This window comes from Cobetia sp. ICG0124 (assembly GCF_004006355.1).
GTDB classification, from domain to species: domain Bacteria; phylum Pseudomonadota; class Gammaproteobacteria; order Pseudomonadales; family Halomonadaceae; genus Cobetia; species Cobetia marina.
In genome coordinates, this window is record NZ_CP024893.1 from 1,527,642 (window position 1) to 1,553,194 (window position 25,553).

The following is a 25,553-nucleotide window of genomic DNA, read 5'->3' on the forward strand; positions in this document are numbered from 1 at the left end:
ACGCTGTCTGCGGATGCCTCCATCGGCGGTGACAATGCTGATGGCACCTACACCGTCACCCTGACCGCGACGGATGAAAATGGTCGCCACCGTCACCACGACCTTCACCTGGACCGTGGCCAACGTCGCGCCGGAAGCCTACGACAATGTGGCGGACCTCGAAGAGGGCGTCGCGACTGGCGATACCAGCACCACCACCGGCAATGTCCTGACCGATGCGGACACCAAGGATGACGTCGATGTGCACGTCGATGGCGGCAATGACAGTGATGCTCTGATCGTCAGTGGTATCGGTGCTGGCGCCAACGCCGGGACTGACACGAGTGCCGTTGACACTGATGTGACTGGCACCTACGGCAGCATCACCATTGCAGAAGATGGCAGCTACACCTACACGCTGGACAACACCAACGCGGATGTTCAGGCGCTAGCTGTCGGGGAAAGCCTCAACGAGACCTTCACTTACCAGATCTCCGATGGCCAGGGCGGCTTTGATACCGCGCTGCTCACCATCACCATCAACAGCACCAACGACGCCCCGGTTATCGACATTGATGACGGATGACAATGCATCCGCTTCGCTTGACGGAAACCGATGCGACTCTGAATGCACGTCTGGCACGCTTGTCGGTCAGTGATGTCGATACCACCGATGAAGTGACCCCCAGCGTCGCCTCCGTCGTTTCTACCGGTGACACCAATGGCCTGAGCAATGCTGAACTGCTCGAGCATGCTCTCTGTTGATGCCGATGCCATCATCGGTGACGCCAGCCACCGAGGGTACGCTGAACTGGGAGTTTGACAGCAGCAGTGCTGCGGGCAGCAGTGTCGAAGGTGCAGTGTCGGGGGTGACGCGCTGATGCGGATGCATCTCGACTGTCTGGCAGAAGGTGAGACGCTCGAACTCGATTACACCGTGTTGGTCACCGACAGCCAGGGCGCGACGGCCGAACAGGTCGTGACCATCACCATCACCGGCACCAACGATGCGCCGGTGCTGGTGACTGACGAACAGCCGGCAGGATCAGAGCGACAACGATGGCGATACCATCACGCCGTTCTTCGTCGCGGATGCCTTCACTGACGTCGACAACGATGCCGTGCTGAGCTTACTCTGCGGACAACCTGCCGGACGGTATCGCGATTGATCCGACCAGTGGCGAGATAAGCGGCACGCTGTCTCCGGATGCCTCCATCGGCGGTGACAACGATGACGGCATCTACACCGTCACCCTGACCGCGACGGATGAGAATGGCGCCATTGTCACGACGACCTTTACCTGGGCCGTGGCCAATGTCGCGCCGGAAGCCTACGACAACGTGGCGGACCTCGAAGAGGGCATCGCAACCGGTGATAGCAGCACTACCACCGGCAATGTCCTGACCGATGCGGAACCGGATACCGATACGGATGGTGGCAATGACAATGACGGCACGCTGAACTGGACCTTCGACAGCAGCAGTGTCGCTGGCGAAGCCTTCGATCACCTCGCTGTCGGCGAGAGCCTGGTGCTGGACTTCACCGTGGTCGTCACCGACAGCCAGGGCGCAACCGCCGAGCAGGTCGTCTCAGCATCACCATCAATGGCAGTAACGATGCGCCGGTCATCGCCCTCGAAGGCGACGACAGCGCGGCCGAGTCGCTGACCGAGACGGACGATATGCTCACCACCTCACGGCACGCTCTCTGTCAGCGATCTGGATACCACCGACGAAGTCACGCCGAGCGTCACGGCCGTGACCGCCACCGGTGACACCGATGGCTTGAGCAACGATCAGCTGCTGAGCATGCTCTCCGTCGACGCCGATGCCATCATCGATGGTGTCGAGCCAATGACGGCACGCTGAACTGGGCCTTCGACAGCAGCAGTGTCGCTGGCGAAGCCTTCGATCACCTCGCCGTCGGCGAGAGCCTGGTGCTGGACTACACCGTGGTCGTCACTGACAGCCAGGGCGCCACTGCCGAGCAGGTCGTCCAGCATCACCATCAATGGCAGCAACGATGCGCCGGTCATCGCCCTCGAAGGTGACGACAGCGCGGCCGAGTCGCTGACCGAGACGGACGATATCGCTCACCACCTCACGGCACGCTCTCTGTCAGCGATCTGGATACCACCGACGAAGTCACGCCGAGCGTCACGGCCGTGACCGCCACCGGTGACACCGATGGCTTGAGCAACGATGCCGAGCTGCTCGAGCATGCTCTCCGTCGACGCCGATGCCATCATCGATGGTGTCGAGCCAACGACGGTACGCTGAACTGGACCTTCGACAGCTGCAATGCGTCGCCGGTGAAGCCTTCGATCACCTCGCCGTCGGCGAGAGCCTGGTGCTGGACTACACCGTGGTCGTCACCGACAGTCAGGGTGTGACCGCTGAGCAGGTGGTCTCAGATCACCATCAACGGCAGCAACGATGCGCCGGTCATTGCCATCGACGGCGACGACAGCGCGGAGCGAGTCGCTGACCGAGACGGACGATACGCTCTCCACGCTACACGGCACGCTCTCTGTCAGCGATCTGGATACCACCGACGAAGTGACGCCGAGCGTCACGGCCGTGACCGCCACCGGTGACACTGATGGCTTGAGCAACGATGCCGAGCTGCTCGAGCATGCTCTCCGTCGATGCCGATGCGATCATCGCCAATGCTGCGTACAGCCAATGACGGCACGCTGAACTGGACCTTCGACAGCAGCAGTGTCGCTGGCGAAGCCTTCGATCACCTCGCCGTCGGCGAAAGCCTGGTGCTGGATTACACCGTGGTCGTCACCGACAGCCAGGGCGTAACGGCTGAGCAGGTCGTCTCAGATCACCATCAACGGCAGCAACGATGCGCCGGTCATTGCCCTCGAAGGCGACGACAGCGCGAGCGAGTCGCTGACCGAGACGGATGACACCGCTGACCACCTAGCGGCACGCTGTCTGTCAGCGATCTGGACACCACCGATGACGTCACGCCAAGCGTCACTACCGTGACCGCCACCGGTGATACCACTGATGGCTTGAGCAACGATGCCGAGCTGCTCGAGCATGCTCTCCGTCGATGCCGACGCGATCATCGCCAATACCGAAAGCCAATGACGGCACGCTGAACTGGACCTTCGACAGCAGCAGTGTCGCTGGCGAAGCCTTCGATCACCTCGCAGTGGGCGAGAGCCTGGTGCTGGATTACACCGTGATCGTCACTGACAGTCAGGGCGCCACTGCCGAGCAGGTCGTCCAGATCACCATCAATGGCAGCAATGATGCGCCGGTGTTAGTGGAGGGTGCTCAACCGGCAGATCAAAGCGGTAACGATGGTGACCGCATCACACCGTTCTCTGTCGCGGATGCCTTCACTGATATCGATAACGGAGCAGAGCTCAGCTTCTCTGCTGACAACCTGCCGGACGGCCTGGTGATCGATCCGACTACCGGCGAGATCAGTGGCACGTTGTCCCCGGATGCCTCCACTGGCGGTGACAACGCTGACGGCATCTACACCGTCACGCTGACCGGCACCGACGAGAACGGTTTGGATGTCACCACGACCTTCACCTGGACCGTGGCCAACGTCGCGCCGGAAGCCTTCGACAACACCGCCGAGCTGGATGAGGGCGTCGCGACCAGCGACACCAGCACCACGACCGGCAACGTGCTCAGCGATGCGGAACCGGACACCGACATGGATGACGTCGATGTCGATGGCGGCAATGATACGGATAACGACACGGATACGCTGACCGTCAGTGGTATCGGTGCTGGCGCCAATGCCGGTACTGACACCGCCGCAGGCACGCCGGTCGCCGGTACCTACGGCAGCGTCACCATCGCCGAAGACGGCAGTTACCGTTATGCGCTGGATAATGCCAACTCGCAGCGGTACAGGCGCTGGCGGAAGGCGAGGTGATCACCGAGACCTTCACCTACGAGATCTCCGCTACGGCAGCGTCACCATCGCCGAAGACGGCAGCTACACCTACGCACTGGATAACGGCAACTCGCAGCGGTGCAGGCGCTGACGGAAGGCGAGGTGATTACCGAGACCTTCACCTACGCGATCTCCGATGGTCAGGGCGGCACCGACACGGCGCTGCTCACCGTCACCATCAACGGCACCAATGATGCGCCGGTGTTGGTCGATGGGGCGCAGCCGGCCGATCAGAGTGCCAATGACGGCGATACGATCACACCGTTCACCATTGCCGGCGCCTTCACCGACGTCGACGAGGGTGCGGAGCTGACCTACAGCGTCGACAACCTGCCGGACGGTCTGGTGATCGACCCGATCACCGGCGAGATCAGCGGCACGCTGTCAGCGGATGCTTCCACCGGCGGTGACAACAACGACGGCATCTACACCGTCACGCTGACTGGTACTGACGAGAATGGCTTGGTTGTCACCACGACCTTCACCTTCGAGATAGGGAATCCTGCGCCGCAGGCATTGGATCAGAGCGCTGACGTCTCCGAGGACCGAGAGACCACCGCTGAGGGCAGCCTGCTGGTCGATGCTGATGGCGAGCCGGTGACTGTCGATGGCGATGGCGATTCACTGCTCATTGCGAGCGTCAATGGTAAGGCCGTCGCTGACAGCGACACCGTGATCCAGGGCACTTACGGTCAGTTGATCATCGCTGCCGATGGCACGTGGAACTATGTGCTGGACAACGCGAGTGATGTCGTCCAATCCCTCGACGATGGTCAGCAGGTGACGGATGACTTCAGCTACGTGGTCAGTGATGGAGAAGGGGGCACGGCAGTCGGTGAGTTGACGATCCGAGTGGCTGGTCTCAGCGACAACATTGTACCGGAGCCCGTGGTGACGGTGGCGCCAGTGCAAGGCTTCTCTGGTAACGGTTCCCCGGCGGGCGGGGCAAGTGCTGGATCGGATGAGGGCGAAGCAACCTTCCTTCCGGAGTCTGATGGAGAGCTCTTCCAACCGCTCAGCGATTCCACCTTGGTGGATATTCCGAGCATTCAACCGGTTCAGTTGACCATCATCCTGCGTGATGTCGTGGCCAATGAATCCGTGTATGAATTTGCGCTGCCGGCGGGCGCGTTTGAAAGCACCAACAATGAAGAGATCAAGGTTGAAGCGACGAGAACTGATGGGTCGCCGTTGCCCGACTATGTCGCGTTCGACAGTGATTCCCTCAACTTCCGTGTCAATCGGGCGCTGGCCTTGTCTCTCGGCGTTGAGCGAGTCGACGTCAAGGTCATCGGTCGCGATGAGTCCGGCAACGAGGCCAGTACCACCTTTGTCATCTATCTGACGCCTGAGCAGGAAGAGGAAGAGAGCCTCGAGTATTACCGCAACCTCGCCAACGACGGTGAAGAGCAGCCGCCGGCAGAAGGGCATCAGGAAGATGAAGCAGAGCCGAGCACTGAAATCACTGGTACACCTGCTCCCGACAATGGTGAGGATCAGGCCAGCGTACCTGGTGCCGTGCCACTCTCCGAGATGCTCAAGGTGGCCGGACGTGACGGGTTCAGTCACGACCATGCAGACGTGCTGGCCGATCTGATGGCGTTGTTGAGTGATGATTCAGAAATTTCTTGATTATCGTTAACAGAATAAACCGCACCAAGCTCTCGATAGCGCGAAAGTGAGCTTATCTAATACAAGGTGTCTGCCTGCCCCATACCAAGGGGTGGGTGAACAAGAGCAAGGGAACAAGGCGATATCATGACGGGATACAACACAGCTGGATCCACCCGAGCACTGCCTGAACCACGCGGACAGGGTCGTCTCAAGACTCTGGCGACGATGGTTGCCATCAGCGCGGCAGGCTTGGCGCTGTCAGCCTGCGGCACCGTACAGCCTGAGCCTCTGGATCGTCAGGATATCGCGACCGCCATCCAGAGTGATGAGATGCTCTTCGAGCAGATGACACCGGCCATCACCGAGCCACTTGATCTCAATCACGCGATGGCGCGCGCGCTGAAGTACAACCTCGACAATCGCGTCAAGCTGATGGAACAGGCGTTGGCCGAGCAGAGCTTCAATCTGGCCAAGATGGACATGCTCCCGGTATTGGCGGCAAATGCCGGTTTCACCAGCCGCAACAATGAAGATGCCTCCTCGAGCGAGAACGTGCGTACCGGCGTGCAGAGCCTTGCCCAGTCGACCTCTGTCGACAAGGACCGTACCGATGCCGATCTACGTCTTTCCTGGAACGTGCTGGATTTCGGTGTCAGCTACCTGAAGGCCAAGCAGGAGGCGGACCGCTTCCTGATCGTCAAGAATGCCCGGCGTGACATCATGGCCAAGCTGCTTCAGCAGACGCGCAGCGCCTATTGGAAGGCCGCGGTGACGCAGAAGTTGAAGCCGCGCATCGATGCCTTGCTGATAGACACCGAAAAGGCGCTCGCCCAGCTGGATCAGATCCAGCGCGAACGACTCCGGGCGCCGTTGGATGTCCTGCAGGAGCAGCGCCAGCTGCTCTCCATCATGCGCAATCTCAAGAGCTTGCAGCGTTCCGTCGAGACTTCGCAGATCGAACTGGCCAGCCTGATCAATCAGGCCCCCAATGTCGAGATCCCCTTGCAGGCGCCGAGCCAGTTGCCGGCACTTCCTCCGTTGCCTTCCAATGACCTGGATGTGCTGGAGCGTGTCGCGCTGGCCAACAGTGGGGAATACGTCGGCCAGCTCTACAATGCCCGTATCGCGCAACGTGAAGCGCGCAAGAGCATGGTGCGACTGTTGCCGGGGCTGGAGTTCTCCTACAGCGCCAATTACGACAGCAACAGCTATCTGTACAACGATACCTGGGCACAGGCAGGGGTGAGGATCAGCTGGAATATCTTCCGTCTGTTTGCCATCGATGAGATCAAGGCTCAGAACGAGGCGCGTGATCAGATGGTGGAGGCTCGTCGTCTGGCCAGCAACATGGCGACGTTGGCCCGCGTCAATCTTGGCTGGCAGCAATACCATAATTCGCTGGAAAGTCTCAGTATCGCCCAGCGATTCCAGGCACTGGATGAGCAGATCGCGGACTTCAGCAAGCAGGCGCGGGCAAGCCGTGCGATCTCGGGGACGCAATCCCTGCTAAACCAGGCCAAGGCATTGAACTCGGTGTTGAGCAATTCATTGGCCTATGCCGATGCGCAGGATGCCTATGGAGGTTTCCTGTTCAGTCTGGGCTTCAATCCGGTGCCCGAGGATTATCAGCGTTATGACGTGGATACCCTGGCCAGCAATCTGGATGCCTCCTTCCAGCAATGGTCTGGTGGCAGTCTGCCGTTGCAGGATCCGGCCCTCTGGCTGGAAGTCCAGTCCGAGACAACCAATGCACAGGACGGTCAGGCCAGTCTCTGAACTAGCCTCCCATCTTGTTTCAACAGGGATGCTGATGATGACTGATGGGTCAGGCTCACGCCGCGGAGCAACCGACCGTTCGCGGGCAGGTCAGTGCCGTCAACTCCACCATGCTGGCAGCGCCGCTGTCGGGGCGCTTGCTGGAGGTCAATCGACGCGTTGGGGAAGAAGTGAAGCAGGGCGAGGTCCTGGTGCGTTTTGATTGCCGCTCCCTGAAGGCCGAGCGAGCGGTTGCGAGTGCGCGCCTGTCGGGGGCCAGCTCACAGTACAAGGTCAACAAGCAGTTGGCGCGTTATGACAATGTCAGCCAGCTGGATGTCGATCTCTCACGAGCGGCAGTCAATGAGGCGAGTTCTTCCGTCAAGCTCTCTGATGTCTACCTGAGCGACTGCACCATCACTGCACCCTTTGATGCCGAAGTCATCTCGCGCGTCGTCAACCCCTATCAATTCGTCTCCAATGGAGAGCCGATGCTGGAACTGGTCAGCTCCGACGAGCTGGAGATCGAAGCCGTGATACCTGCGATGTGGCTGGGGCAGGTAGGAAGCGACACGCCCATGACGTTCACCGCAGATGCGACGGGCGCCGAGCTCTCCGGCAAGATCGTCCGGGTCGTGGACAGCATCGACCCTGTCAGCCAGACCCTCAAGGTGATCGCGAGGCCGGATGCCAAGCCGGGGGTGGGTATCAAGCCCGGCATGAGTGGTGAGGTGCGCTTTCCCTCTCTGAATCCATCAGGCCTTGATGCCGAAGAGAGCGGAGAGGCATCACGATGAATCGGCGGGTCGAGATGCCAGGCAGTGTCACCACGGATCGCCTGGCCGGCCTCATCACGCTGCAAAAGCGTCTGATGAGCGCCAAGGGGCGCAAGGAGGCCGAGTATGTGCTGGTCAACGACACCGGTTATCTGTTTCCGGCGCGCCAGATATTGCTGGTTGCCAATGGCAAGCTTTCCGCTCACTCAGGCGCGACGGATGTCGAGCAGCAGAGCCCCTATCTGCATTGGGTGAGGCGAGTCCTCAAGACGTTCGAGCTTGATCGGCGTGATGTCTCCAGACGCGTCGATGACGCCTCTGCTTCCTCGCCGGATCAGCTGATGCTGCTGACGCCCGAGCGTCTCGCCGAGCGGGATGCTGCATTGGGGGCCGACTGGAGTGAATACTGGCCGCGCGAAGGTGTCTGGATTCCCATGGTCTGGCGAGGCCGGCTCGAGGGCGGTTTGTTGCTGTTGCGGGAAAAGCCGTGGAACGAGGCGGAGCAGCGACTGCTGACCCACTGGGTGCAGGGGGCTGAGCATGTGCTTGCGCGTCATGCCGGGCGCAAGCGCTCTCCGGTGGGCAAGCGCCTGCTGACGGGAGCCATCGTGGTGATGCTGGGTTTGCTGATGTTGATTCCGGTGCGACTGTCGGTACTGGGGCAGGCCGAGATCGTTCCTCAGGTCAGCAGCCTCATTCGTTCACCGCTGGATGGCGTGCTGAAGGAATTGGCCGTGGCGCCCAATGATCCGGTGGAGAAGGGCCAGTTGCTGGCCAGGCTGGACGACGCCGAACTCAAGGGACGGCTTGCGGAAGCCCGGCAGGCACTGGCCGTGGCGCAGGCGGAATATGCCCGTGCCCGTCAGCGCGCCTTCACTGATCGGGATGCCAGCGCGGAAGTGCCACTGTTGCTGGCACGAGTGGAGCAGACGCGTGCCGATGTCGACTTTCTTGAGCAGCAATTGACGCGAGTCCGTGTAGAGGCGCCTCGAGCCGGTGTGGCGATCATCGGGGATGCCAGCGATTGGGCAGGGCGGCCTGTCCAGTTGGGCGAGCGTCTGCTGGAAGTCGCCGACACTCGCGGGGCTGAGGTGGAAATCTGGCTGCCGAGTGCCGACAACATCCCGCTGCCGGAAGGCGCGAAGGTGTCCTTGTTCCTCAATGTCGACCCCTCCCAGGTCCGCGATGCCAGTCTGACGCATGTCAATTATCGCGCAGAGCTCGCACCGGACGGTGAGCTTGCCTACCGCGCGCGTGCCCTGTTGAACGATGCCGAGAACCTGCCACGCGTCGGTTGGCGCGGGACAGCCAAGGTGGAAGGCGAGCAGGTCACGCTTGGCTATTACCTCTTCCGTCGCCCCTGGGCCACGCTGCGTAGCTGGATCGGGTGGTAGATCATGATCTCTCAGACTCCCCCCCTGGCGGTATTGCGTGAGGACCTCAAGCTTCATCCCGTCGAGCAGGATCGGGATGGAAAGCGTCGCTGGTTGCTGCATGACCCGGTAGCACAGCGCTTCTACCGGTTGGGAGAAGCGGCCATCGAATTGTTGCCGTTCATACGCGGCGGCCGGGAATCGGTCGCCGCGAAGCAGGCCAGCGAGAGTCTGGGGCGTGACGTTCCCGGAGAGCAGCTGCGTGCCCTGTCGGACTTTCTGCGGCAGCACGATCTGGTGCGGGGCGATCCAGGACAGCAGGAGCGATACCAACGGCGTCTCGAATCTCGCCCCAAGGGCCTCAAGTGGTTGATGCATCACTACCTGTTCGTGCGCATCCCGCTGGCAAATCCTGATCGCTGGTTGAGTCGCCACGTCAACAAGGTACGTTGGCTGGGCAGCAAGGGCTTCTTCTGGAGTCTATGCGTGCTGTGGCTTCTCGGCGTGTGGTTGACGATTCGGCAGCTGGATACGTTCATCGCGAGCTTCTCCGCGCTGGGCGCTGTCGGAGGATGGCTGACGCTCGGGGCGGCATTGGTCTTCGTCAAGGTGTTGCATGAACTGGGGCATGCCTTCGTGGCCAAGGCCAAGGGAGTGCGCGTTCCCACCATCGGGGTGGCCTTCATCGTCGGCTGGCCGGTGCTGTATACCGACACCAGCGATGCCTGGCGCCTCACCGATGCCAAGGATCGCGTCAAGGTGGACGTCGCGGGCGTGGCGGTAGAGCTATCCATCGCGGTGCTGGCCCTGCTCAGCTGGCATCTGTTGCCCGAGGGGATGGTGCGCACTCTGTGTTTCTGGCTGGCGACGACGACCTGGATCATGTCGGCACTGGTCAACTTCAATCCCCTGATGCGATTTGATGGCTATTACCTGCTCTCCGATGCCTGGCGTCAGCCCAATCTTGAACCCCGCTCACAGGCGCTGGCACGTTGGCAGCTGCGTGAGTGGCTGTTCGGGTTCAAGGAAGTGCCTCCGGAACGTCCGCAACGTGCGTTGGTCGGCTTTGCCATGGGAGTCTGGGTATATCGCCTGCTGCTGTTTCTCGGGATCGCGTTGGCGGTCTATCACTTCTTCTTCAAGCTTCTCGGCATCGTATTGTTCGCCGTCGAGATCTGGTACTTCATCATGCGGCCAATCGTGAATGAAATTAGGCGCTGGTTCAGTGAAGGTCGCAAGCCACGTGCCAATCTGGCGTTGTTGAGGACCTGTGTGATCTTGATGGCGCTCGGCGGACTGCTGGTGTGGCCGTGGCAAGGTGAATTGGGTCTCCCGGGCTGGCTGGAGCAGCCCTCGACACGCCTCGAAGCGCCCTTTGGTGGTCGAATCAGCCTGGAGGTCGCTCAGGGAGATGATGTGACCGTCGGTGAGTCTCTGGCGGTGGTCAGTGCGCCGGAAGTCGCCCAACGGCTTGCCACTGCCAGGCGTCGCGTGCAACAGCTCGACTGGCGTCGCTCTGCCAGCGGGCTGGATCGCAGGTTGTTGCAGGAGAGTCCGGTCATCCAGGCCGATCTTGACGTTCAGCGCCAGCGTGTCAGTGCTCTGGAGGCCGAGCAGGCGACAGGGCAGCTGGTGGCCTCATTCACCGGCAAGGTCCATTCGCTCAATCCCGCCTTGAGGGAGGGCGGCTGGGTTGGAGAGGGGGAATGGGTGATGACGTTGCGCAACCCTGAAAAGGTGACGCTCACGGCCTGGGTAGAGGAAGAGGAGGTGTTGCGCATTGCACCGGATGCCAGCGCCTGGTTCTACCCCCTCGCGCCAGTGGGGGCGCCGATCGAGATGCGTGTCGTCGGCGTGGACCCCCAGTCGGCCGCGATTCTGGAGCAGCCCGAGATGGCGGTGCCCTACGGTGGGGAGTTGAAGGTACGTGAGGGAAAGGAAGGTCAGCTGGAGCTGGTTCGCAGTCTGTATCGAGTGACACTGGCGCCGGTGGATGCCGCGAAGGCACTTGCCCAGTCGATTCCCGGACGCCGCGGTGTCGTCAAGGTCAAGACTCAGGCCCGCAGTCTGTTGAGTCGGACCTGGCGTGAGGTGGTGGGGGTCTGGCGCCGCGAATCAGGCTTCTGATGCCACCAGCGGTGAAGGCTTGCCGATGGCATAGCCCTGGACGTGGTCGACCCCGATGGACGTCACGCATGCCAGTACCTCCTGGCTGCCAACGAATTCCGCGATGGTCTGCATGCCCATTTCGCGGGCCACCTCGGCGATGGCGCGCGCGATGGCGTAGGAGACACGATTGGTGTCCATGTCACGAATGAAGGCACCATCGATCTTGAGATAATTCACCGGCAGGCTCTTGAGATACCCGAAGGACGATACGCCGCTGCCAAAATCATCCAGTGCGAAGTAGCACCCCAGCTCTCCCAGAGTATCGAAGAAGGTGCGAGCATCGCCCAGGCGAGTGATGGCCACGCTTTCCGTAATCTCGAAACACAGCTTGTGGCCGGGAATCCCGCTGTCACGTACCAGGCTGACCAGCATGTCGCGGAAATTGGGACTGCTGATGGAGTGACCCGAGAGGTTGAGCGACACCCGTGTCAGGCTGGCCAGGTGGGCAGGTTGCGACTGCAGCCAGGCCAGATAATGCCGGATGACGTATTCATCGATGGTGGCAGCCAGCCCATAACGCTCTGCCGCGGGCAGGAAGGCCCCGGGGGCGATGATGCTGCCGTCACGCCCCAGCATGCGCACCAGCACCTCATAGTGCTGCTCATCAGGGGTGCCCGGCCTGGTGCGTGTGCTGGCGATGGGCTGATGATAGAGCACGAGACGTTGCGCTTCCACCGCGGCGGTGATTTCGGCGACCCAGTGCATTTCCTCCATCCGCTGAGTGACTTCGTCTCCGCTCACGCTATGACGATGCACGCGGTTGCGCCCAGCGTCCTTCGCTTCATAACAGGCGGCATCGGCAGCGCTGAGCAGATGATGCGGATCACTCTGGCCGTTGCTGATGCTGACCAGGCCGATACTGGCGCTGACGCTGAACAGCTTGTCGTCCCACATGAATCGGAAATTGGCCACGCTCTGGCGCAGTCGCTCCAGCAGCGGTTCCGCTTCGTCCAGTGTCATGCCGGGCATCAACAGACCGAATTCGTCGCCCCCGAGACGGGCCAGAAGATCCTGTGGGCGCAGATCATTGCCGATGACGTCAACCAGCTGGATCAACAGGGCATCGCCCGCGGAATGTCCGCAGGTATCATTGACGACCTTGAATTGATCAAGATCGATATAGGCGAGGCAATGTTGCGAGTGGTCCTCGCGCACGACGTCACAGAACTGCGTCAATCTGCGACGGAAGGCGGCGCGGTTCAGAAGTCCTGTCAGGCTGTCATGGTTGGCTTCATGGATCAGTCGCTGGGACATGGTGTGACTATGGGTCTTGTCGACCAGAGCGACCAGCGTATAGCCGTCCTGCACCGGGGTGGTATCGACGGAGGAGACGCTGACGTCGGCATGCACCGTGTTGCCCCGTGCATGAAGGAAGCGGCAGCGTTGGGTGAAGTGACTGATACCGCCCTCGATCAAGGCAAGGTGGCGTCGTTGCAGCGATGCCAGGTCTTCCGGCTCGATCAGTTCGCGGATGTCGCATCGTGCGGGGCAGGCAGTTCACCGTCGTGTACATGACTCAGTGACAGCCGGGTTCCCTCGGGATTCATCTTCCAGAAACTGACCTTGCGTACCTGCAGGGCATCCGCCACCTGCTGGCAGATCCATGGCATCAGGTCTTCGAGCCCAGCGCCCTCGGCATGGTGGGCGTTGCCGAGTCGTATCAGCACGGCCTGCTGACGTTCGTAGCGACATAGCTTGTCGGCCTGTGCCACGGCGGCCATGTGCTGCTGATGGATGTCGAGCAGAGAGCCGATGAAACGATAGGGCGCGTCATCACGCACCTGGAACTGCGCACGCAACTTGAACCAGCGGTAGTCTCCCTGGCGGGTGCGGATGCGCAGTTCGATGCTGAACGGGGTTTCCTGCAGGCGCTGTATCGCGAGAAGCGCCTGGAACTCTTCGCGCATCTCGGGGGCGACTCTTTCATGCAGCGCCTCGAGTCGGCTGTCCAGGGTTCCGGCGCTGTAGCCCAGCTGCATTTCCAGGCGTGGCGATATCGTCAGGCGTTCATTGCCTAGCTGCCATTCGATGATGCCATCGGAAATGCTGCGCAGTATCCAGTTGGCGCGGGTATAGCTGTCGCGCAAGGCTGCACTGAGCTGGGCACTCTGCATGAGGCGCTTCAGCGCCTCGCTGATCATTCCAGCGAGCTGATCAAGCCGCGCCAGGGTGTCATCGTCGGGCAGCGACTGGCGTGGAGAGGTGTCGAACATGCTCATGCATCCGACCACAGCGCCAGTGGCATCATGCAGTGGCAGTCCGATATAGAAGCGTATGCCATCCCCCTTCACCGAACCGGACAACGATGCCGGTCAACGTCAGCTGCTCCGCGCCATGTTGCGTGAACGAGTGCCCGGCAGTCTCAGGCTTGCCAGCAATGGCCTGCTGGCACATCTCTCGCTGTTGTTCGTCCCGGCAGGCGTCGGGGTCATGGTGCATCTGGACCTCATCGCTCAGGACCTGCTCGCCATCGCGGTGACCCTGGTGGTGTCCATCGCCGTGACGCAGTTCGTGACAGCCTGGCTGTTGCAGCGGCTGATAGATCGTCGTTCTGAATCTCGCCCCTCTGGATGCTCTCTGGGTCTATCTCAGTGCCTCTCCGCTGCTGCACCTGTTGCTGACGCTGGCGGCCTTTCTGCTGGCGACCGTGATCAACCGCCTGGCTCGTGGCGCGTCTCTTGCCCATCCGGTGCTGGTGTCGATTGCCTTGATCATCGGCTTTCTCTGGCTGACGGATACCGACTACGCGACCTATTTCGAAGGCGCCCAGTTCATTCACTTCCTGTTGGGGCCGGCGACGGTGGCACTGGCGGTGCCGCTGTTCGATCATCTTGACCGCGTCAAGCAGATGCTCTGGCCTCTGCTGACGGCCTGTTGCGTCGGTATCACCACTGCAGTGACCACCACGCTCGGTCTGGCACTGGTCCTGGGGGCGCATACACCGGTGGCGCTGAGCCTGGCACCCAAGTCGGTGACCTCGCCGATCGCCATGGGGATCGCGGAAAAGCTCGGCGGCATTCCCTCACTCACGGCAGGACTGGTGTTGTTGACCGGGACGCTTGGCTGTGTGATCGGACCGCTGATGCTGCGGCTGTCAGGTGCGCGTGATGATACCGTCAAGGGCTTTACCATGGGCCTGTCTGCCCATGGGATCGGCACGGCTTACTGCTTCTCTTCACTCAGCACCCTGGCCGGTGCCTTCGCGGGCATGTCCATGGGTCTGACGGGACTCCTGACGGCCTTCATTCTGCCGCCGCTGGTCCATCTGTTCGGGTTGTAAGCCTTGGGAGGAGACCCCATGCGCGTGCTGCTCGTGGAAGATGATCCACTGTTGGGTGAAGGTATCGGTCATGCCTTGAGTCGTGAAGGCATGAGCAGTGAATGGTTGCGGGTGGGGGGCGATGTCGTGGCCACTCTCAAGCATTCCTCCTTTGATGTCCTGGTGCTGGATCTTGGCTTGCCGGACATGGACGGTCTCGAGGTGCTGACCGCGCTGCGCCGTCGGGGCCACACTCTGCCGGTGCTGATTCTGACGGCACGAGATGATATCAGTGACCGAGTGCGTGGCCTGGACAACGGGGCGGATGATTATCTGGTCAAGCCCTTTGACATTGCCGAGCTGGTGGCCCGATTGCGCGCGCTGGTCAGGCGTCATGCGGGTCAGGCCAACGGATGCCTGCAACTGGGGGCCCTGAGCATTGATCAGGCCGGTCGTTCCGTCACCCTGGCCGGCGCCGAGGTGACGCTGGGGCGGCGCGAATTCGATCTGCTGGAGTTTCTTCTCCTCCATCCCAGTCGTGTCTTCAGTCGGGACCAGCTCGTCGAGCAGCTATACGGTTGGGATGGGGATGTGGAAAGCAATGTCATCGAGGTGCATGTGCATCATCTTCGCCGCAAATTCGGGGCCGGCGTGGTGAAGACCGTACGCGGGGTCGGCTATCGACTGGGGGAGTCCGCGTGAAGTCGATACGCAGTTTTCTGCGGCGCAGCCTCATCGGGGGGGTGATCATCGTGCTGGGGGCAGCTGCCACCTGGAGCTACTTCGATGCCCGTGAGCAGATCGATGAGCTGTTCGATGCACAGCTGGCCCAGAATGCCCGCATGCTGGGCCGCCTCTATCAATCCGAGCTGGCCTCGCTGTCGCCGGTGGCGCGTCAGCAAAGACTTCAGGAGATGACCTCGGGGCAGTTCAGTCTGCGACCGCCATCCCTGAGCTTCGCGGATGGGCACGAGAAGTCGCCCCTCGGTCATGTCTATGAAGACAAGCTGGTCTTCCAGATGTGGGATGCACTCGGTCAGCCCTTGCTGGGGCTGTCCACCCCCTCGGTCATGCTCGACTATCTGCCGTTGCCCGGTTATGCCAAGCAGCATACCGATCATCACGACTGGTTCACCTTCACGCTGTATTTCCCTGACAGCGGCATCTGGGTCACGGCCGCTCAGCGGGAAGACGTACGAGATGAATTGACGGGGCAGATCGCACTGCACAACGTGCTGGCGCTGGTGGTCGGGTTGCTGGTGATCGCCTTGCTGATCGGTGTCGCCGTCTCTCGGGGATTCCGTCCCGTGCTGCGTATCAGCCGACAGATCACCGCCCGTCAGCCCGGCTATCTAGAGCCACTTGATGCCAGTGAGGCGCCGGACGAGATTCGCGGGATGGTGGATGCGCTCAACGGCTTGCTGAGACGCTTGGCCGACACGCTCGACAAGGAACGTCGCTTCACTGCCAATGCGGCTCACGAGTTGAGAACGCCCCTGGCCGGCATCAAGGTGCATGCCCAGAATGTCGAGGCGGATGCCACCGATGAGAACTCGCGGCGTTCGGCGCGCATGATCGTCGATGGTGTCAATCGCATGACGCGTGTCGTGGAGCAACTGCTGACGCTGTCGCGGCTGGAGAGTGGTGCCGAGGTGCCGCGCAGTCACGTCGATCTCGGGCATCTGGCGCATGAACTTGCGCGGGATCTCGGCCCCATGGCACGCCAGCGTGGCGTCGGGATGTCCGTCGACGTCACGCCCGACGCGCAGTTGATCAGCCACGAGAACGGCCTCTATGTGCTGCTGCGCAATCTTCTCGACAACGCGCTGCGCTATACGCCCAAGGGGGGGAAGAGGAGACCTTCATGAGTGAACAACAGTCAGCCCCGACCCGCGTCGCCCTTGTCACGGGGACTGCCAGTGGTATCGGCGCCGCCATCATGGAAGCGATGTGCCAGGCCGGTCATCAGGTCCTTGCCGTGGATTTCAGTGACGATGGGGCAGAGGTCGCCGATAAGGCAGGCGCTGCATTCTTCAAGGCAGACCTGACGGATGGCGAGCAATGTCGGGCCGCTGTCGAGGAAGCGGTGTCACGCTTCGGTCGCCTGGATATCCTGGTCAACAATGCCGGTATCCAGCACGTCGAGCGCATCAAGGAGTTCCCGCAGGCCAAGTGGGATCAGATCATCGCGCTGATGCTGACGGCACCTTTCACGCTGATTCAGGCGGCCTGGCCGCACATGGAGAAGAATGGATATGGCCGCATCGTCAACATGGCCTCCATTCACGCGCATGTCGCCTCGCCCGGCAAGGCGGCCTATGTCAGCGCCAAGCATGGTCTGATGGGGCTGACCAGGACGGCGGCACTGGAAGGCGGCGAGAGTGGTATCACGGCCAATGCCATCTGCCCGGCGTATGTGCGCACTCCGCTGGTCGACAAGCAGATCGCCGAGCAGGCCAGGCTCAATGACATGCCCGAGGATGAGGTGATCGAGAAGATCATGCTCAAGGGGGCCGCCATCAAGCGCATGATCGACCCCGCTGAAGTCGCTGACATGGCGGTGTGGCTGGCCTCCGACAAGGCAGGCTCGGTGACGGGCTCCAGTTTCAACATGGATCTCGGCTGGACGGCACAGTAAGCCCTGCTGGCCCGAATGAAGCGCTAGCGCTTCACCGGTCGCTTCTGCAGTTTGCGCTGCAGCGTGCGGCGGTGCATCCCTAGGGCGCGAGCCGTGGAAGAGATGTTGCCGTCGTGCTCGTTGAGCACCTTCTGGATGTGCTCCCAGGTCAGGCGATTGACCGAGGGCGGGTTGTCGGAGATCTCGGCTTCCGGATCACCTCCCTCGCGCTTGAAGGCGTGAAGTATCTCGTCGGCATCGGCGGGCTTGCACAGGTAGTTCACGGCACCCAGCTTGATGGCTTCCACTGCCGTGGCAATGCTGGAGTAGCCCGTCAGCACCACGATGCGTGCTTCCGGCAACAAGGCGATCAGCTCGGGCAACAGTTTGAGGCCGGAGCTCTGTTCGAGCTTCAGATCCAGCGTGATCAGCTCGGGGCGATGGCTGCGCGCGATACTCAGCGCCTGTGCTTCGTCCCGGGCAACCTCCACGGCATAGCCGCGGCGTGTCATGGCACGTGCCGTCACCTGGCAGAAGAATTCGTCATCGTCGATGATCAGCAGTCGGGTTTCTTCGCTCATCAGGGGCTCACTTGGGCGGTCTTTGCCGCCATCAGTTCAGATAAAGAGGGAGGCGCACTTCCGTCAAGGTGCCGCCGTCTTCGTGGTTGTACAGGCTGACGCCACCACCGAAACGATTGATGGTGGCGTGGGTCAGGAACAGGCCGATGCCCATCCCCTTGGATTTGGTGGAGATGAAGGTCTCACCGAGCTGGTCCGCGACCGCCATGGGAACGCCTGCACCATGGTCACGAATGTCGATGGTGACCTCGTCATCCCGCCGTTCCAGGGTGATCTCGATGTCATCGGGGCAGGCATCCGCGGCATTGTTGAGCAGGTTCATCAGCGCCTGCTCAAGCGTGGTATCGACCAGGATCTGAGCCTTGCGGGCGGAGGCATCCACTTCGACGCTATGTTGCACATCCGGGCGTACCACCAGCCAGCGCTGCACGATTTCCTCCAGCCAGCGCGCGGCGTTGAGCGCCTGGGGCTGCTCCATGCGACGACGGTCGGCCGCGGCCACCATCGCTTGTAGGCGCTGCTTGCAGGTGTCGACCTGGCTGCGCAGCAGTGCGAGATCCTCCTCCAGCTGCGGGTCGTTCTTGTCCTTGGCATCCTCGCGCATCTCGCTCAACAGTACCGCCATGGTCGAGAGCGGGGTGCCCAGTTCGTGCGCGGTGCCGGCGGCCTGGCTGGCGACTGCCAGCACCTGTTCGCTGCGCAGAGCCGCTTCTCGTGTGGTGGACAACGCCTGGTCTCGCGTGCGCAGGGCATGAGCCATCTTGAAGATGAAATAGGTCACCAGCGATGCCGACAGGCCGAAATTCAGCCACATGCCGATGACGTGCAGACTGATGCGCCCGCCGAGTTCGTAGGTGGCCAGCTGCGGTACGGGTTCGTAGAACACCATCAGGAAGCTGTAGCAGCCCATGCCGACGGCCGCGATGATCCAGGCATAGCGCCAGGGGAGGGTGGCGGCCGCCATGGTCACCGGTACCAGATAGTAGGGCACGAAGGGGTTGGTGGAGCCGCCGGTATTGAAGAACAGCATCGTCAGACCGGCGATATCCACCAGCAGATGCAGCAGGTTCTCGGTGTCAGTGACCGGATGCGTCTGACCCAGACGCCACCAGCTGGCGACATTGACCAGGCCCATCGCGATGATGATCGAGATGACGGGGAGGACATTGAGCTGAAAGCCGATGATCTCGATCCCGAAGATGATCAGGATCAGGAAGCCTGTCCAGGTGATGCCGCGCGCGATGGTCAGACGAATGAGATTGCGGTGCGGTGTGGACAGTGGCGGCGGTAGCGGCTGATTCATGACGACTCCTGCAAGGAATGCGGCCATGATAGTGAATAAGGCCGGTAAAGTGCAGTCCTGACGGCCAGTTAGCGTCAGTGACCAGGCAATCCAGGGAGCATGGCGTTGCATGCCGGCCGGCAGCGTTTCCAGTTCGGGTATCCAGCGGGTGACGTGATGGCCGAGCGGGTCGTGCTGGCGAGCCTGCTTCATCATGTTGAAATGACGGTCCGCACGTGGATCGCGTCCCACGCCTGCCAGGTAGCGCCAGTTGCCCCAGTTGGACGCGACATCATGATCCAGCAGCTGATGTTCGAACCAGGCGGCACCCAGCCGCCAGTCCACGCCAAGATCCTTGATCAGATAGCTCGCCACGTTCTGGCGCATGCGGTTGCTCAGCCAGCCGGTGGCGGCCAGCTCGCGCATGCCGGCATCCACCCAGGGCACGCCGGTCATTCCGGCCTGCCAGCGTGCAAGCGCATCCGGTATCCCAGAAAGACCTGTCTCCCCAGCTGGCGGGTATCCCAATGAAAGTACTCCCGCCACAAGAGCTCGACGCGAATCCAGTCGCTGTCCTTGAACGCTGCCTGTGGGGTCTCGCAGAGCTCAGGCAGTGTCTTCTGGAAAGTGTGCAACCTGTCGAGTATGCGTCGTGGTGAGAGGCACCCCAGCGCCAGCCAGGCAGAGAAACGGGTCGAGAAATCTGCCCCGCTGAGGCGATTGCGGGTGGTCTTGTACTGACCGGCATGTTCAGGACTCAGATAATGCTCGAGTCTCTGCAGCGCTGCGGGCTCACCCCCAAGGAAGGCATGCTCTCCCCGCGGGTCGCTCTGCCAGTCCCTGGCTGCATGGAGTCGTCTGGCGCTGCCCTGCATGCCACGCGGCGCCTGTGCCGGCCAGCTCGGCAGTGCGCAAGGCGCCTCCATCGGAGCGGGCATGGCCTGGATATCCGGATAGGCCTTTTCCAGCTTGCGACGAAAGGCGCTGAAGGTTTCAGGGAGCTCATTGAGCGTGAAGGGCAAGTCGTCCTCGTCCAGGAGCAAGCCGCTATTGACCTGCCGCAGGCGACAGCTGGCGGCCACTGCCTGCTGCTGGCGTCGCTCCACCAGACCTGTGGCGCGTCGCGCGATGACGCCTCGGCACGCATGCTGCCTGGCGAGTTCGGGTATCAGATGCGCAGCGTCACCCTGGAGGATCAGCAGATCACTGCCCAGGGTCTGAAGCCCTGCCTGCAGGGATTCGAGGCTCTCCAGCAGGAAGCGCTGACGTGCAACGCTGAGTGGCTGCAGCCTGGCAGCATCAGGGCTGACACTGCCAATGGGCTGGAAGGTCGTCTCCGGCAGGATGTATACCACCAGCAGATGCGCCGGGTGTTCCTCGAGCGCGGCCTGCCACAGGGAGTTGTCATCGAGACGCAGGTCATCGTCCAGCCAGACAAGCCAGGTATCAGTGCTGGTCATGGTGTGTCTCCCGGGCTGCCTGACGCGCATTGCGTCGACAGCGTTGACTGCAGTGACGTACGTCTTCCCAGCAGTCCTGCCACTTCTTGCGCCATGTGAAGGGGCGCTGACAGGTCTGACACAACTTGCTTGGCAGGTGCGGTTTGCGATGCATGCGGGGACGACTCCATAAAACCAGTACGTTATTTATACCATACTTGTACGTCTCAGTCGTTGCCTGGCAGCTGATCCAATTGACGCTCCAGGGTCTGCATGGTGAGCAGCAGATCCCGGTATTGGCGTGCATTGACGGCGCTCAGCAACTCATCCTCGAAGCGCTGGGCCTCGGGGATCAGTTCGGCGAGCATGGCCTCACCCTCGGCGGTGAGGGCGAGCAACTGCGCACGCTGATCCTGCTCGCTCGGCCGGCGCAGGATCAGTTCACGGGCTTCCAGTGACTTGACGGCCCGAGAGACGCGCACCTTGTCCATATGAGTCCGTTGACTGATTTCCCGGGCCGTCAATGGCGAGCCACGGCTCAGCCAGGCCAGCAGACGCCACTCGGCGACATTGATGGCGAAGCGCTCACCATAACGGACGAACAGCGCCTCACTGGTTCGCTCTGCCAGACGGTTGAGGCGATAGGGCAGGAACTGGTCAAGATCCAGCTCGCAGCGGGGTGTGTCCTGTGGGGGTTCCCCGTCAAGGGCATCGCGAGCTTCGGGAGTGTCATCAGTGCGTTGCATCGAAAGTTACCTGACTCGGTGAGAGGGTTGGCATACTGAGTCGCATTGAAACGTTTCAGGTGAATCAGGTTACCGATGTTACCACCTTCGAGAGCGAGCAAGACAAAAGTCTAGCAATTCGGCGATTGTCAGGGTGTGGGTCTGTCTATATGGTTTCAGATGTAACCAGTTAGGGCGTTGGCGGTATGTCGTGCCGTGGATGCCCCAGATCTTCAGGAGCCGCGAGCCCACAAGGAGATGAATCGTCATGCGCGAGCGCAACGCTGAGTGCCATTATCACGCCGGTTTTCGTAATCATGTCTCCACCGAGGCGTTGCCTGGCGCCTTGCCGCAGGGCCAGAACTCTCCCCAGCGTTGCCCCTATGGCCTGTATGCGGAGCAGTTGAGCGGCTCGGCCTTCACGGCACCGCGCAGTCACAATCTGCGCAGCTGGCTTTACCGCATTCGGCCCTCGGTCGTGCAGGGCGCCTACCAGCCCATGGAGATGCCGCAGGTCGCCACTGCACCGTTGGCCGAGAGAATGCCGGATCCCAATCCGATGCGCTGGGACCCCATCACATGCTCGACAGGGGACTTTCTGGACGGCCTGATCACGCTGGCGGTCAATGGGGACGCCCAGGCGCAGCAGGGCTGTGCCACGCACCTCTATGCCTTCTCTCGCGGCATGCAGCAGCGCTTTTTCTACAATGCCGACGGCGAATTGCTGATCGTGCCGCAACAGGGTGCCATCGAGGTGCGCAGCGAGCTGGGCCTGCTGGAAGTCGCCAGCGGCGAGATCGTGGTGATTCCGCGTGGTATCAAGTTCCAGCTCAATCCGCTGGCGGGGCACGCGGAGGGCTGTCGAGGCTATGTGGCCGAGAACTATGGCGCGCCTCTCGAGTTGCCCTCTCTGGGGCCCATCGGCAGCAATGGGCTGGCCAACCCGCGTGATTTCCTCGCACCTTCGGCGCGTTTCGAGGACGAAGCCGGTGATTTCACGCTGGTGGCCAAGTTCGGCGGGCGTTTCTGGTGCGCGAGTCTGGATCACTCACCACTGGATGTCGTGGCCTGGCATGGCAACTACGCGCCCTACAAATATGATCTGGCGACCTTCAATACCCTCAACACGGTCAGCTTCGATCATCCGGACCCCTCGATCTTCACCGTGCTGACATCACCCTCGGACACTGCCGGGGTCGCCAATCTCGACTTCGTGATCTTCCCGCCGCGCTGGATGGTCGCCGAGAACACCTTCCGCCCCCCATATTTCCATCGCAATCTGATGAGCGAGCTGATGGGACTGATCCATGGTGAATATGACGCCAAGCGCGAAGGCTTCCTTCCGGGAGGCGCGAGTCTGCATAACGCCATGACCCCGCATGGCCCTGACGCTGCCACCTTCGAGGCCGCCACTCAGGCGGAACTCGCCCCCCGCTATCAGGGCAATACGCTCGCCTTCATGTTCGAGAGTCGCTATCTGTTCCAGCCCACCCCACAGGCCCTGTCGTCGAGCGCTCGTCAGCGCGACTACGGCTCGGTCTGGCAGGGGTTGGCGTCTCATTTCACTCCCCGCTTCTCAAGGAGGCAGTCATGAAATTCGCCACTCACCAGGATGGTTCCCGCGATGGAACACTGCTGCTGGTCTCCCATGATCTGACCCGCGCCGTGAAGGTCGCGGATGTCGCCACCACCTTGCAGGCGCTGCTGGAGGAATGGGCCTCGCTGGCGCCAGCGCTCGAGAAGCGTTACGCAGCGCTCAATGATGGCACCTTGGCTGATGCGTTCGATCTGGACATGAAGACTCTGCATTCGCCGCTGCCACGCGCTTATCAATGGGCAGACGGCTCGGCGTATCTGAATCATGTCCAGCTGGTGCGTCAGGCACGCGGCGCCGAGATGCCCGAGACCTTCTGGCACGACCCGCTGATGTATCAGGGCGGCAGCGACAGCTTCCTGGCCCCCAACGCCGATATCGTGTGTGTCAGTGAGGAGCATGGCATCGATTTCGAAGGCGAGATCGCCGTCATTACCGACGATGTGCCGATGCAGGTCAGTCCGGAGCAGGCCGAGAGCCACATCCGCCTTGTGATGCTGGTCAATGACGTCAGTCTGCGTGGGTTGATCCCCGGTGAGCTGGCCAAGGGCTTCGGCTTCTTTCAGGCCAAGCCGTCGTCTAGCTTCTCGCCCATCGCCGTGACGCCGGATGAGCTGGGGGATGCCTGGCAGCAGGGGCGCGTGCATCTGCCGCTGAGCGTGCATCTCAATGGTGAGACGTTCGGTGAGCCAGAGTCCGGGCCAGACATGATCTTCAGTTTCCCGCAGCTGGTGGCACATGCCGCCAAGACTCGCCCCCTGGGGGCCGGTGCGATCATCGGTTCCGGCACCGTATCCAATCCCGGCAAGGATGGCGGGCCCGGCAAGCCGATCAGCGAAGGGGGCGTGGGCTACAGCTGTCTGGCGGAGGTGCGCATGGTCGAGAAGATCCTGTTCGATGAGATTCGCACGCCCTTCATGCGTTTCGGTGATCGTATCCGCATCGAGATGTTCGATCGCGATGGCCAGAGCATCTTCGGCGCCATTGATCAGCAGGTGACGCCGTTGGACGCCTGAAGGCGGCCTCATCAGGTAGAACTTCTCAGAGACACGTCTCGGGAAGACGTCGTGTGCCGGTAAGCCTTAAGCCAACTGGGTGCGAGGCAGTGCGAAGGAGCGGCCGGCTTCCAACCGCGTCACAGGGGAGTGCAGCATGAGTTCAATGAGCCTGTATGGCTATTACCGTTCATCTACCAGCTATCGAGTAAGAATCGCGCTGGCGCTCAAGGGGATTGAGGTCGCTCAGGTGCCGGTCAACCTGCTCAAGGGCGAACAGCGCAGCGAGGAGTATCTGGCCATCAATCCCCAGGGTCTGGTACCGACCCTGATGGTGGGAGATACGGAAACATCTGCGGCCCTGACCCAGTCGCTCGCGATCATGGAATATCTGGAGGAGCGCTGGCCCACCCCGGCGCTGCTGCCCTCAACGCCGGAGGCGCGTGCGAAGGTGCGCTCACTGTGCCAGTTCATGGCCTGCGAGATGCATCCGCTCAACAATCCGCGCGTGCTCAATTATCTGACAGATTGCCTTGAGGTCACCCAGGCGCAGCGCCTTGAGTGGTATCGACACTGGGTTGCCGAGGGTTTCACACGCCTGGAAGTGTTGCTGGCGGAAAGTGCAGGGCGCTTCTGCCATGGCGATAGCCCGGGCATGGCAGATGCCTGCCTGATGCCCCAGCTCTACAATGCGCGCCGCTTCGAGTGTGAACTCGAGGATTACCCGAGGATTCTGGCCATCGAGGCGGCCTGCCAGTCACTGGACGCTTTCCAGCAGGCGCATCCTGAGCGTCAACCAGATTGTCCGGCCCCCTGATCCTGGCGATATCCAGACACTAAAGCGCCCCGATGCCTGATCGCTGGCTGCCTGCTCATCTGATGCCTGCGCGTCTGTGGCCTGTTTCGCCTCGCGCAGCTCAACTCGCGCATCGCGAATCACCTGCCAGGCGGATTGCAGGAAGAGTGCGGCGATCGCAGCGCCCAGCAGCACGTCCGGCCAGCGGGAGCCCGTCCAGCCCACCAGTATCGCAGCGCCGAACACTGAGACATTGGCGATGATGTCATTGCGTGAACACAGCCAGGTGGAGCGCATGTTGAGATCATCCGACTTGAAGCGCCACAGCAGGCCGAAGCAGATGAGATTCACGGCCAGCGCCAGCAGGGCGAAGGCGCCCATCCCGTGGGCGGCCGGTGCCACTCCATTGAGGGCTTGATAGCCTGCTTCGCCAAGGACGATCAGGCCCAGCACCAGCATCACGATGCCCTTGATCAGCGCGCTCATTGCGCGTTCACGCACACTGCGGTGCAGGACGTAGAGGGTCAGGGCGTAAACGCTGGCATCGCCGAACATGTCGAGGGAATCCCCCAGCAGCGCGGTGGAACCCAGCCACCAGGCCGCGGTGAATTCAACGAAGAACATGCTGGCATTCAGTGCCAGCAGAATCTTCAACACCTTGCCCT

Annotated in this window: 29 protein-coding genes and 2 pseudogenes; 20 read left to right on the top strand and 11 right to left on the bottom strand. The window is 61.6% G+C overall.

All coding sequences use genetic code 11. From position 1 onward, the window contains the following. The first annotated feature begins 73 nt into the window (after positions 1-73). From CU110_RS07050 to CU110_RS07060, 4 genes are all read left to right on the top strand, one after another. Positions 74-565 carry a VCBS domain-containing protein gene (locus tag CU110_RS07050; protein WP_127735144.1) on the top strand — a complete coding sequence of 164 codons (492 nt, stop codon included), beginning with the start codon at positions 74-76 and terminating at the stop codon, positions 563-565. A gap of 2 nt (positions 566-567) precedes the next feature. Next, positions 568-744 (top strand): hypothetical protein, encoded by a 177-nt coding sequence (locus CU110_RS15730; protein WP_164850301.1) that lies wholly within the window; start codon positions 568-570, stop codon positions 742-744. 115 nt (positions 745-859) lie between these two features. Continuing rightward, positions 860-1,084, top strand: a complete 225-nt coding sequence (locus CU110_RS07055) for a VCBS domain-containing protein (RefSeq protein ID WP_127735147.1) — start codon at positions 860-862, stop codon at positions 1,082-1,084. A 203-nt stretch (positions 1,085-1,287) separates the two neighbouring features. Further along, positions 1,288-1,647 (top strand): hypothetical protein, encoded by a 360-nt coding sequence (locus tag CU110_RS07060; RefSeq protein ID WP_240665512.1) that lies wholly within the window; start codon positions 1,288-1,290, stop codon positions 1,645-1,647. A 425-nt stretch (positions 1,648-2,072) separates the two neighbouring features. On the opposite strand, the gene CU110_RS17600 is transcribed toward CU110_RS07060, so the two are convergent. Continuing rightward, positions 2,073-2,201, bottom strand: coding sequence for a hypothetical protein (locus tag CU110_RS17600; RefSeq protein ID WP_276317898.1), 129 nt, complete (start codon positions 2,199-2,201; stop codon positions 2,073-2,075). A gap of 29 nt (positions 2,202-2,230) precedes the next feature. On the opposite strand from CU110_RS17600, the gene CU110_RS07065 reads away from it, so the two are divergent. Then, positions 2,231-2,467: a hypothetical protein gene (locus tag CU110_RS07065; protein WP_127735150.1), complete on the top strand. Its 237-nt coding sequence runs from the start codon at positions 2,231-2,233 to the stop codon at positions 2,465-2,467. Between the two features lie 26 nt (positions 2,468-2,493). Here the strand turns inward: CU110_RS07065 and CU110_RS17605 are convergent, their stop codons facing one another. Continuing rightward, positions 2,494-2,616, bottom strand: a complete 123-nt coding sequence (locus CU110_RS17605; RefSeq protein WP_276317899.1) for a hypothetical protein — start codon at positions 2,614-2,616, stop codon at positions 2,494-2,496. A 32-nt stretch (positions 2,617-2,648) separates the two neighbouring features. Here CU110_RS17605 and CU110_RS07070 point away from each other — a divergent pair, with 32 nt between their 5' ends. The 7 genes from CU110_RS07070 (at position 2,649) to CU110_RS07105 (ending at position 11,558) form a co-directional block, all read left to right on the top strand. Beyond that, positions 2,649-2,897, top strand: coding sequence for a hypothetical protein (locus tag CU110_RS07070; protein WP_127735153.1), 249 nt, complete (start codon positions 2,649-2,651; stop codon positions 2,895-2,897). A gap of 149 nt (positions 2,898-3,046) precedes the next feature. Continuing rightward, on the top strand, positions 3,047-3,892 hold the full coding sequence (locus CU110_RS07075; RefSeq protein ID WP_127735156.1) for a putative Ig domain-containing protein: 846 nt from the start codon (positions 3,047-3,049) through the stop codon (positions 3,890-3,892). A 99-nt stretch (positions 3,893-3,991) separates the two neighbouring features. Continuing rightward, positions 3,992-5,545, top strand: coding sequence for a VCBS domain-containing protein (locus CU110_RS07085; RefSeq protein WP_127735161.1), 1,554 nt, complete (start codon positions 3,992-3,994; stop codon positions 5,543-5,545). Positions 5,546-5,752: 207 nt separating this feature from the next. After that, complete coding sequence (locus CU110_RS07090; protein ID WP_164850302.1) at positions 5,753-7,303, top strand: TolC family protein; 1,551 nt, start codon at positions 5,753-5,755, stop codon at positions 7,301-7,303. A gap of 44 nt (positions 7,304-7,347) precedes the next feature. Next, on the top strand, positions 7,348-8,079 hold the full coding sequence (locus tag CU110_RS07095; RefSeq protein ID WP_127735165.1) for an efflux RND transporter periplasmic adaptor subunit: 732 nt from the start codon (positions 7,348-7,350) through the stop codon (positions 8,077-8,079). Next, on the top strand, positions 8,076-9,452 hold the full coding sequence (locus tag CU110_RS07100; RefSeq protein ID WP_084208527.1) for an HlyD family efflux transporter periplasmic adaptor subunit: 1,377 nt from the start codon (positions 8,076-8,078) through the stop codon (positions 9,450-9,452). The genes CU110_RS07095 and CU110_RS07100 overlap by 4 nt, the downstream gene beginning before the upstream one ends. A gap of 3 nt (positions 9,453-9,455) precedes the next feature. Next, the gene (locus CU110_RS07105) at positions 9,456-11,558 is read left to right on the top strand and encodes an HlyD family efflux transporter periplasmic adaptor subunit (protein ID WP_127735168.1); all 2,103 of its coding nucleotides are present in this window, start codon (positions 9,456-9,458) and stop codon (positions 11,556-11,558) included. Here CU110_RS07105 and CU110_RS07110 read toward each other — a convergent pair. After that, on the bottom strand, positions 11,547-13,016 hold the full coding sequence (locus CU110_RS07110; protein ID WP_127735171.1) for an EAL domain-containing protein: 1,470 nt from the start codon (positions 13,014-13,016) through the stop codon (positions 11,547-11,549). The genes CU110_RS07105 and CU110_RS07110 overlap by 12 nt on opposite strands. 44 nt (positions 13,017-13,060) lie before the next feature. Further along, on the bottom strand, positions 13,061-13,813 hold the full coding sequence (locus CU110_RS07115; RefSeq protein ID WP_164850304.1) for a PAS domain-containing protein: 753 nt from the start codon (positions 13,811-13,813) through the stop codon (positions 13,061-13,063). A gap of 121 nt (positions 13,814-13,934) precedes the next feature. Between CU110_RS07115 and CU110_RS16775 the strand changes: the two are divergent. The 5 genes and pseudogenes from CU110_RS16775 to CU110_RS07140 all read left to right on the top strand — a co-directional run. After that, positions 13,935-14,114: pseudogene (locus tag CU110_RS16775) on the top strand (CidA/LrgA family protein); the annotation flags it as partial. Between the two features lie 100 nt (positions 14,115-14,214). Then, entirely contained in the window at positions 14,215-14,880 is a 666-nt protein-coding gene (locus tag CU110_RS07125; RefSeq protein WP_346427176.1) for an LrgB family protein, read from the top strand. 18 nt (positions 14,881-14,898) lie between these two features. Continuing rightward, positions 14,899-15,561, top strand: a complete 663-nt coding sequence (locus tag CU110_RS07130) for a response regulator (protein ID WP_077375836.1) — start codon at positions 14,899-14,901, stop codon at positions 15,559-15,561. Continuing rightward, positions 15,558-16,727 carry a histidine kinase dimerization/phospho-acceptor domain-containing protein gene (locus CU110_RS07135; RefSeq protein ID WP_127735177.1) on the top strand — a complete coding sequence of 390 codons (1,170 nt, stop codon included), beginning with the start codon at positions 15,558-15,560 and terminating at the stop codon, positions 16,725-16,727. The genes CU110_RS07130 and CU110_RS07135 overlap by 4 nt, the downstream gene beginning before the upstream one ends. After that, positions 16,724-17,497, top strand: coding sequence for a 3-hydroxybutyrate dehydrogenase (locus CU110_RS07140; RefSeq protein ID WP_077375843.1), 774 nt, complete (start codon positions 16,724-16,726; stop codon positions 17,495-17,497). The genes CU110_RS07135 and CU110_RS07140 overlap by 4 nt, the downstream gene beginning before the upstream one ends. A 23-nt stretch (positions 17,498-17,520) precedes the next feature. On the opposite strand, the gene CU110_RS07145 is transcribed toward CU110_RS07140, so the two are convergent. The 6 genes and pseudogenes from CU110_RS07145 to CU110_RS07165 all read right to left on the bottom strand — a co-directional run bounded on the left by CU110_RS07145 (position 17,521) and on the right by CU110_RS07165 (position 21,524). Beyond that, a complete protein-coding gene (locus tag CU110_RS07145) occupies positions 17,521-18,060 on the bottom strand; it encodes a response regulator transcription factor (RefSeq protein WP_077375848.1) in 540 nt (179 codons plus the stop codon). A gap of 28 nt (positions 18,061-18,088) precedes the next feature. Next, positions 18,089-19,360 (bottom strand): ATP-binding protein, encoded by a 1,272-nt coding sequence (locus CU110_RS07150; protein ID WP_084208537.1) that lies wholly within the window; start codon positions 19,358-19,360, stop codon positions 18,089-18,091. 147 nt (positions 19,361-19,507) lie between these two features. Then, positions 19,508-19,795 (bottom strand): annotated as a pseudogene (locus CU110_RS16780) (FAD-binding domain-containing protein); the annotation flags it as partial. Further along, a complete protein-coding gene (locus CU110_RS07155) occupies positions 19,792-20,799 on the bottom strand; it encodes a deoxyribodipyrimidine photo-lyase (protein WP_164850305.1) in 1,008 nt (335 codons plus the stop codon). The gene CU110_RS07155 and the pseudogene CU110_RS16780, both read right to left, overlap by 4 nt. Beyond that, the gene (locus CU110_RS17925) at positions 20,786-21,085 is read right to left on the bottom strand and encodes a DUF2256 domain-containing protein (protein ID WP_346427177.1); all 300 of its coding nucleotides are present in this window, start codon (positions 21,083-21,085) and stop codon (positions 20,786-20,788) included. The genes CU110_RS07155 and CU110_RS17925 overlap by 14 nt, the downstream gene beginning before the upstream one ends. After that, complete coding sequence (locus CU110_RS07165; RefSeq protein WP_084208539.1) at positions 21,006-21,524, bottom strand: MarR family winged helix-turn-helix transcriptional regulator; 519 nt, start codon at positions 21,522-21,524, stop codon at positions 21,006-21,008. Before CU110_RS07165 ends, CU110_RS17925 begins: the two co-directional genes overlap by 80 nt. Before the next feature lie 247 nt (positions 21,525-21,771). Here CU110_RS07165 and hmgA point away from each other — a divergent pair, with 247 nt between their 5' ends. The 3 genes from hmgA to maiA all read left to right on the top strand — a co-directional run bounded on the left by hmgA (position 21,772) and on the right by maiA (position 24,909). Continuing rightward, positions 21,772-23,097: a homogentisate 1,2-dioxygenase gene (hmgA, locus tag CU110_RS07170; RefSeq protein ID WP_127735186.1), complete on the top strand. Its 1,326-nt coding sequence runs from the start codon at positions 21,772-21,774 to the stop codon at positions 23,095-23,097. After that, positions 23,094-24,113, top strand: a complete 1,020-nt coding sequence (locus tag CU110_RS07175; RefSeq protein WP_084208541.1) for a fumarylacetoacetate hydrolase family protein — start codon at positions 23,094-23,096, stop codon at positions 24,111-24,113. Before hmgA ends, CU110_RS07175 begins: the two co-directional genes overlap by 4 nt. 145 nt (positions 24,114-24,258) lie before the next feature. Further along, positions 24,259-24,909 carry a maleylacetoacetate isomerase gene (maiA, locus tag CU110_RS07180; protein WP_084208542.1) on the top strand — a complete coding sequence of 217 codons (651 nt, stop codon included), beginning with the start codon at positions 24,259-24,261 and terminating at the stop codon, positions 24,907-24,909. Here the strand turns inward: maiA and CU110_RS07185 are convergent. Continuing rightward, positions 24,850-25,542: a cation diffusion facilitator family transporter gene (locus CU110_RS07185; RefSeq protein ID WP_240665513.1), complete on the bottom strand. Its 693-nt coding sequence runs from the start codon at positions 25,540-25,542 to the stop codon at positions 24,850-24,852. The two genes, maiA and CU110_RS07185, sit on opposite strands and share 60 nt — an antisense overlap. Between the last annotated feature and the right edge of the window lie 11 nt (positions 25,543-25,553).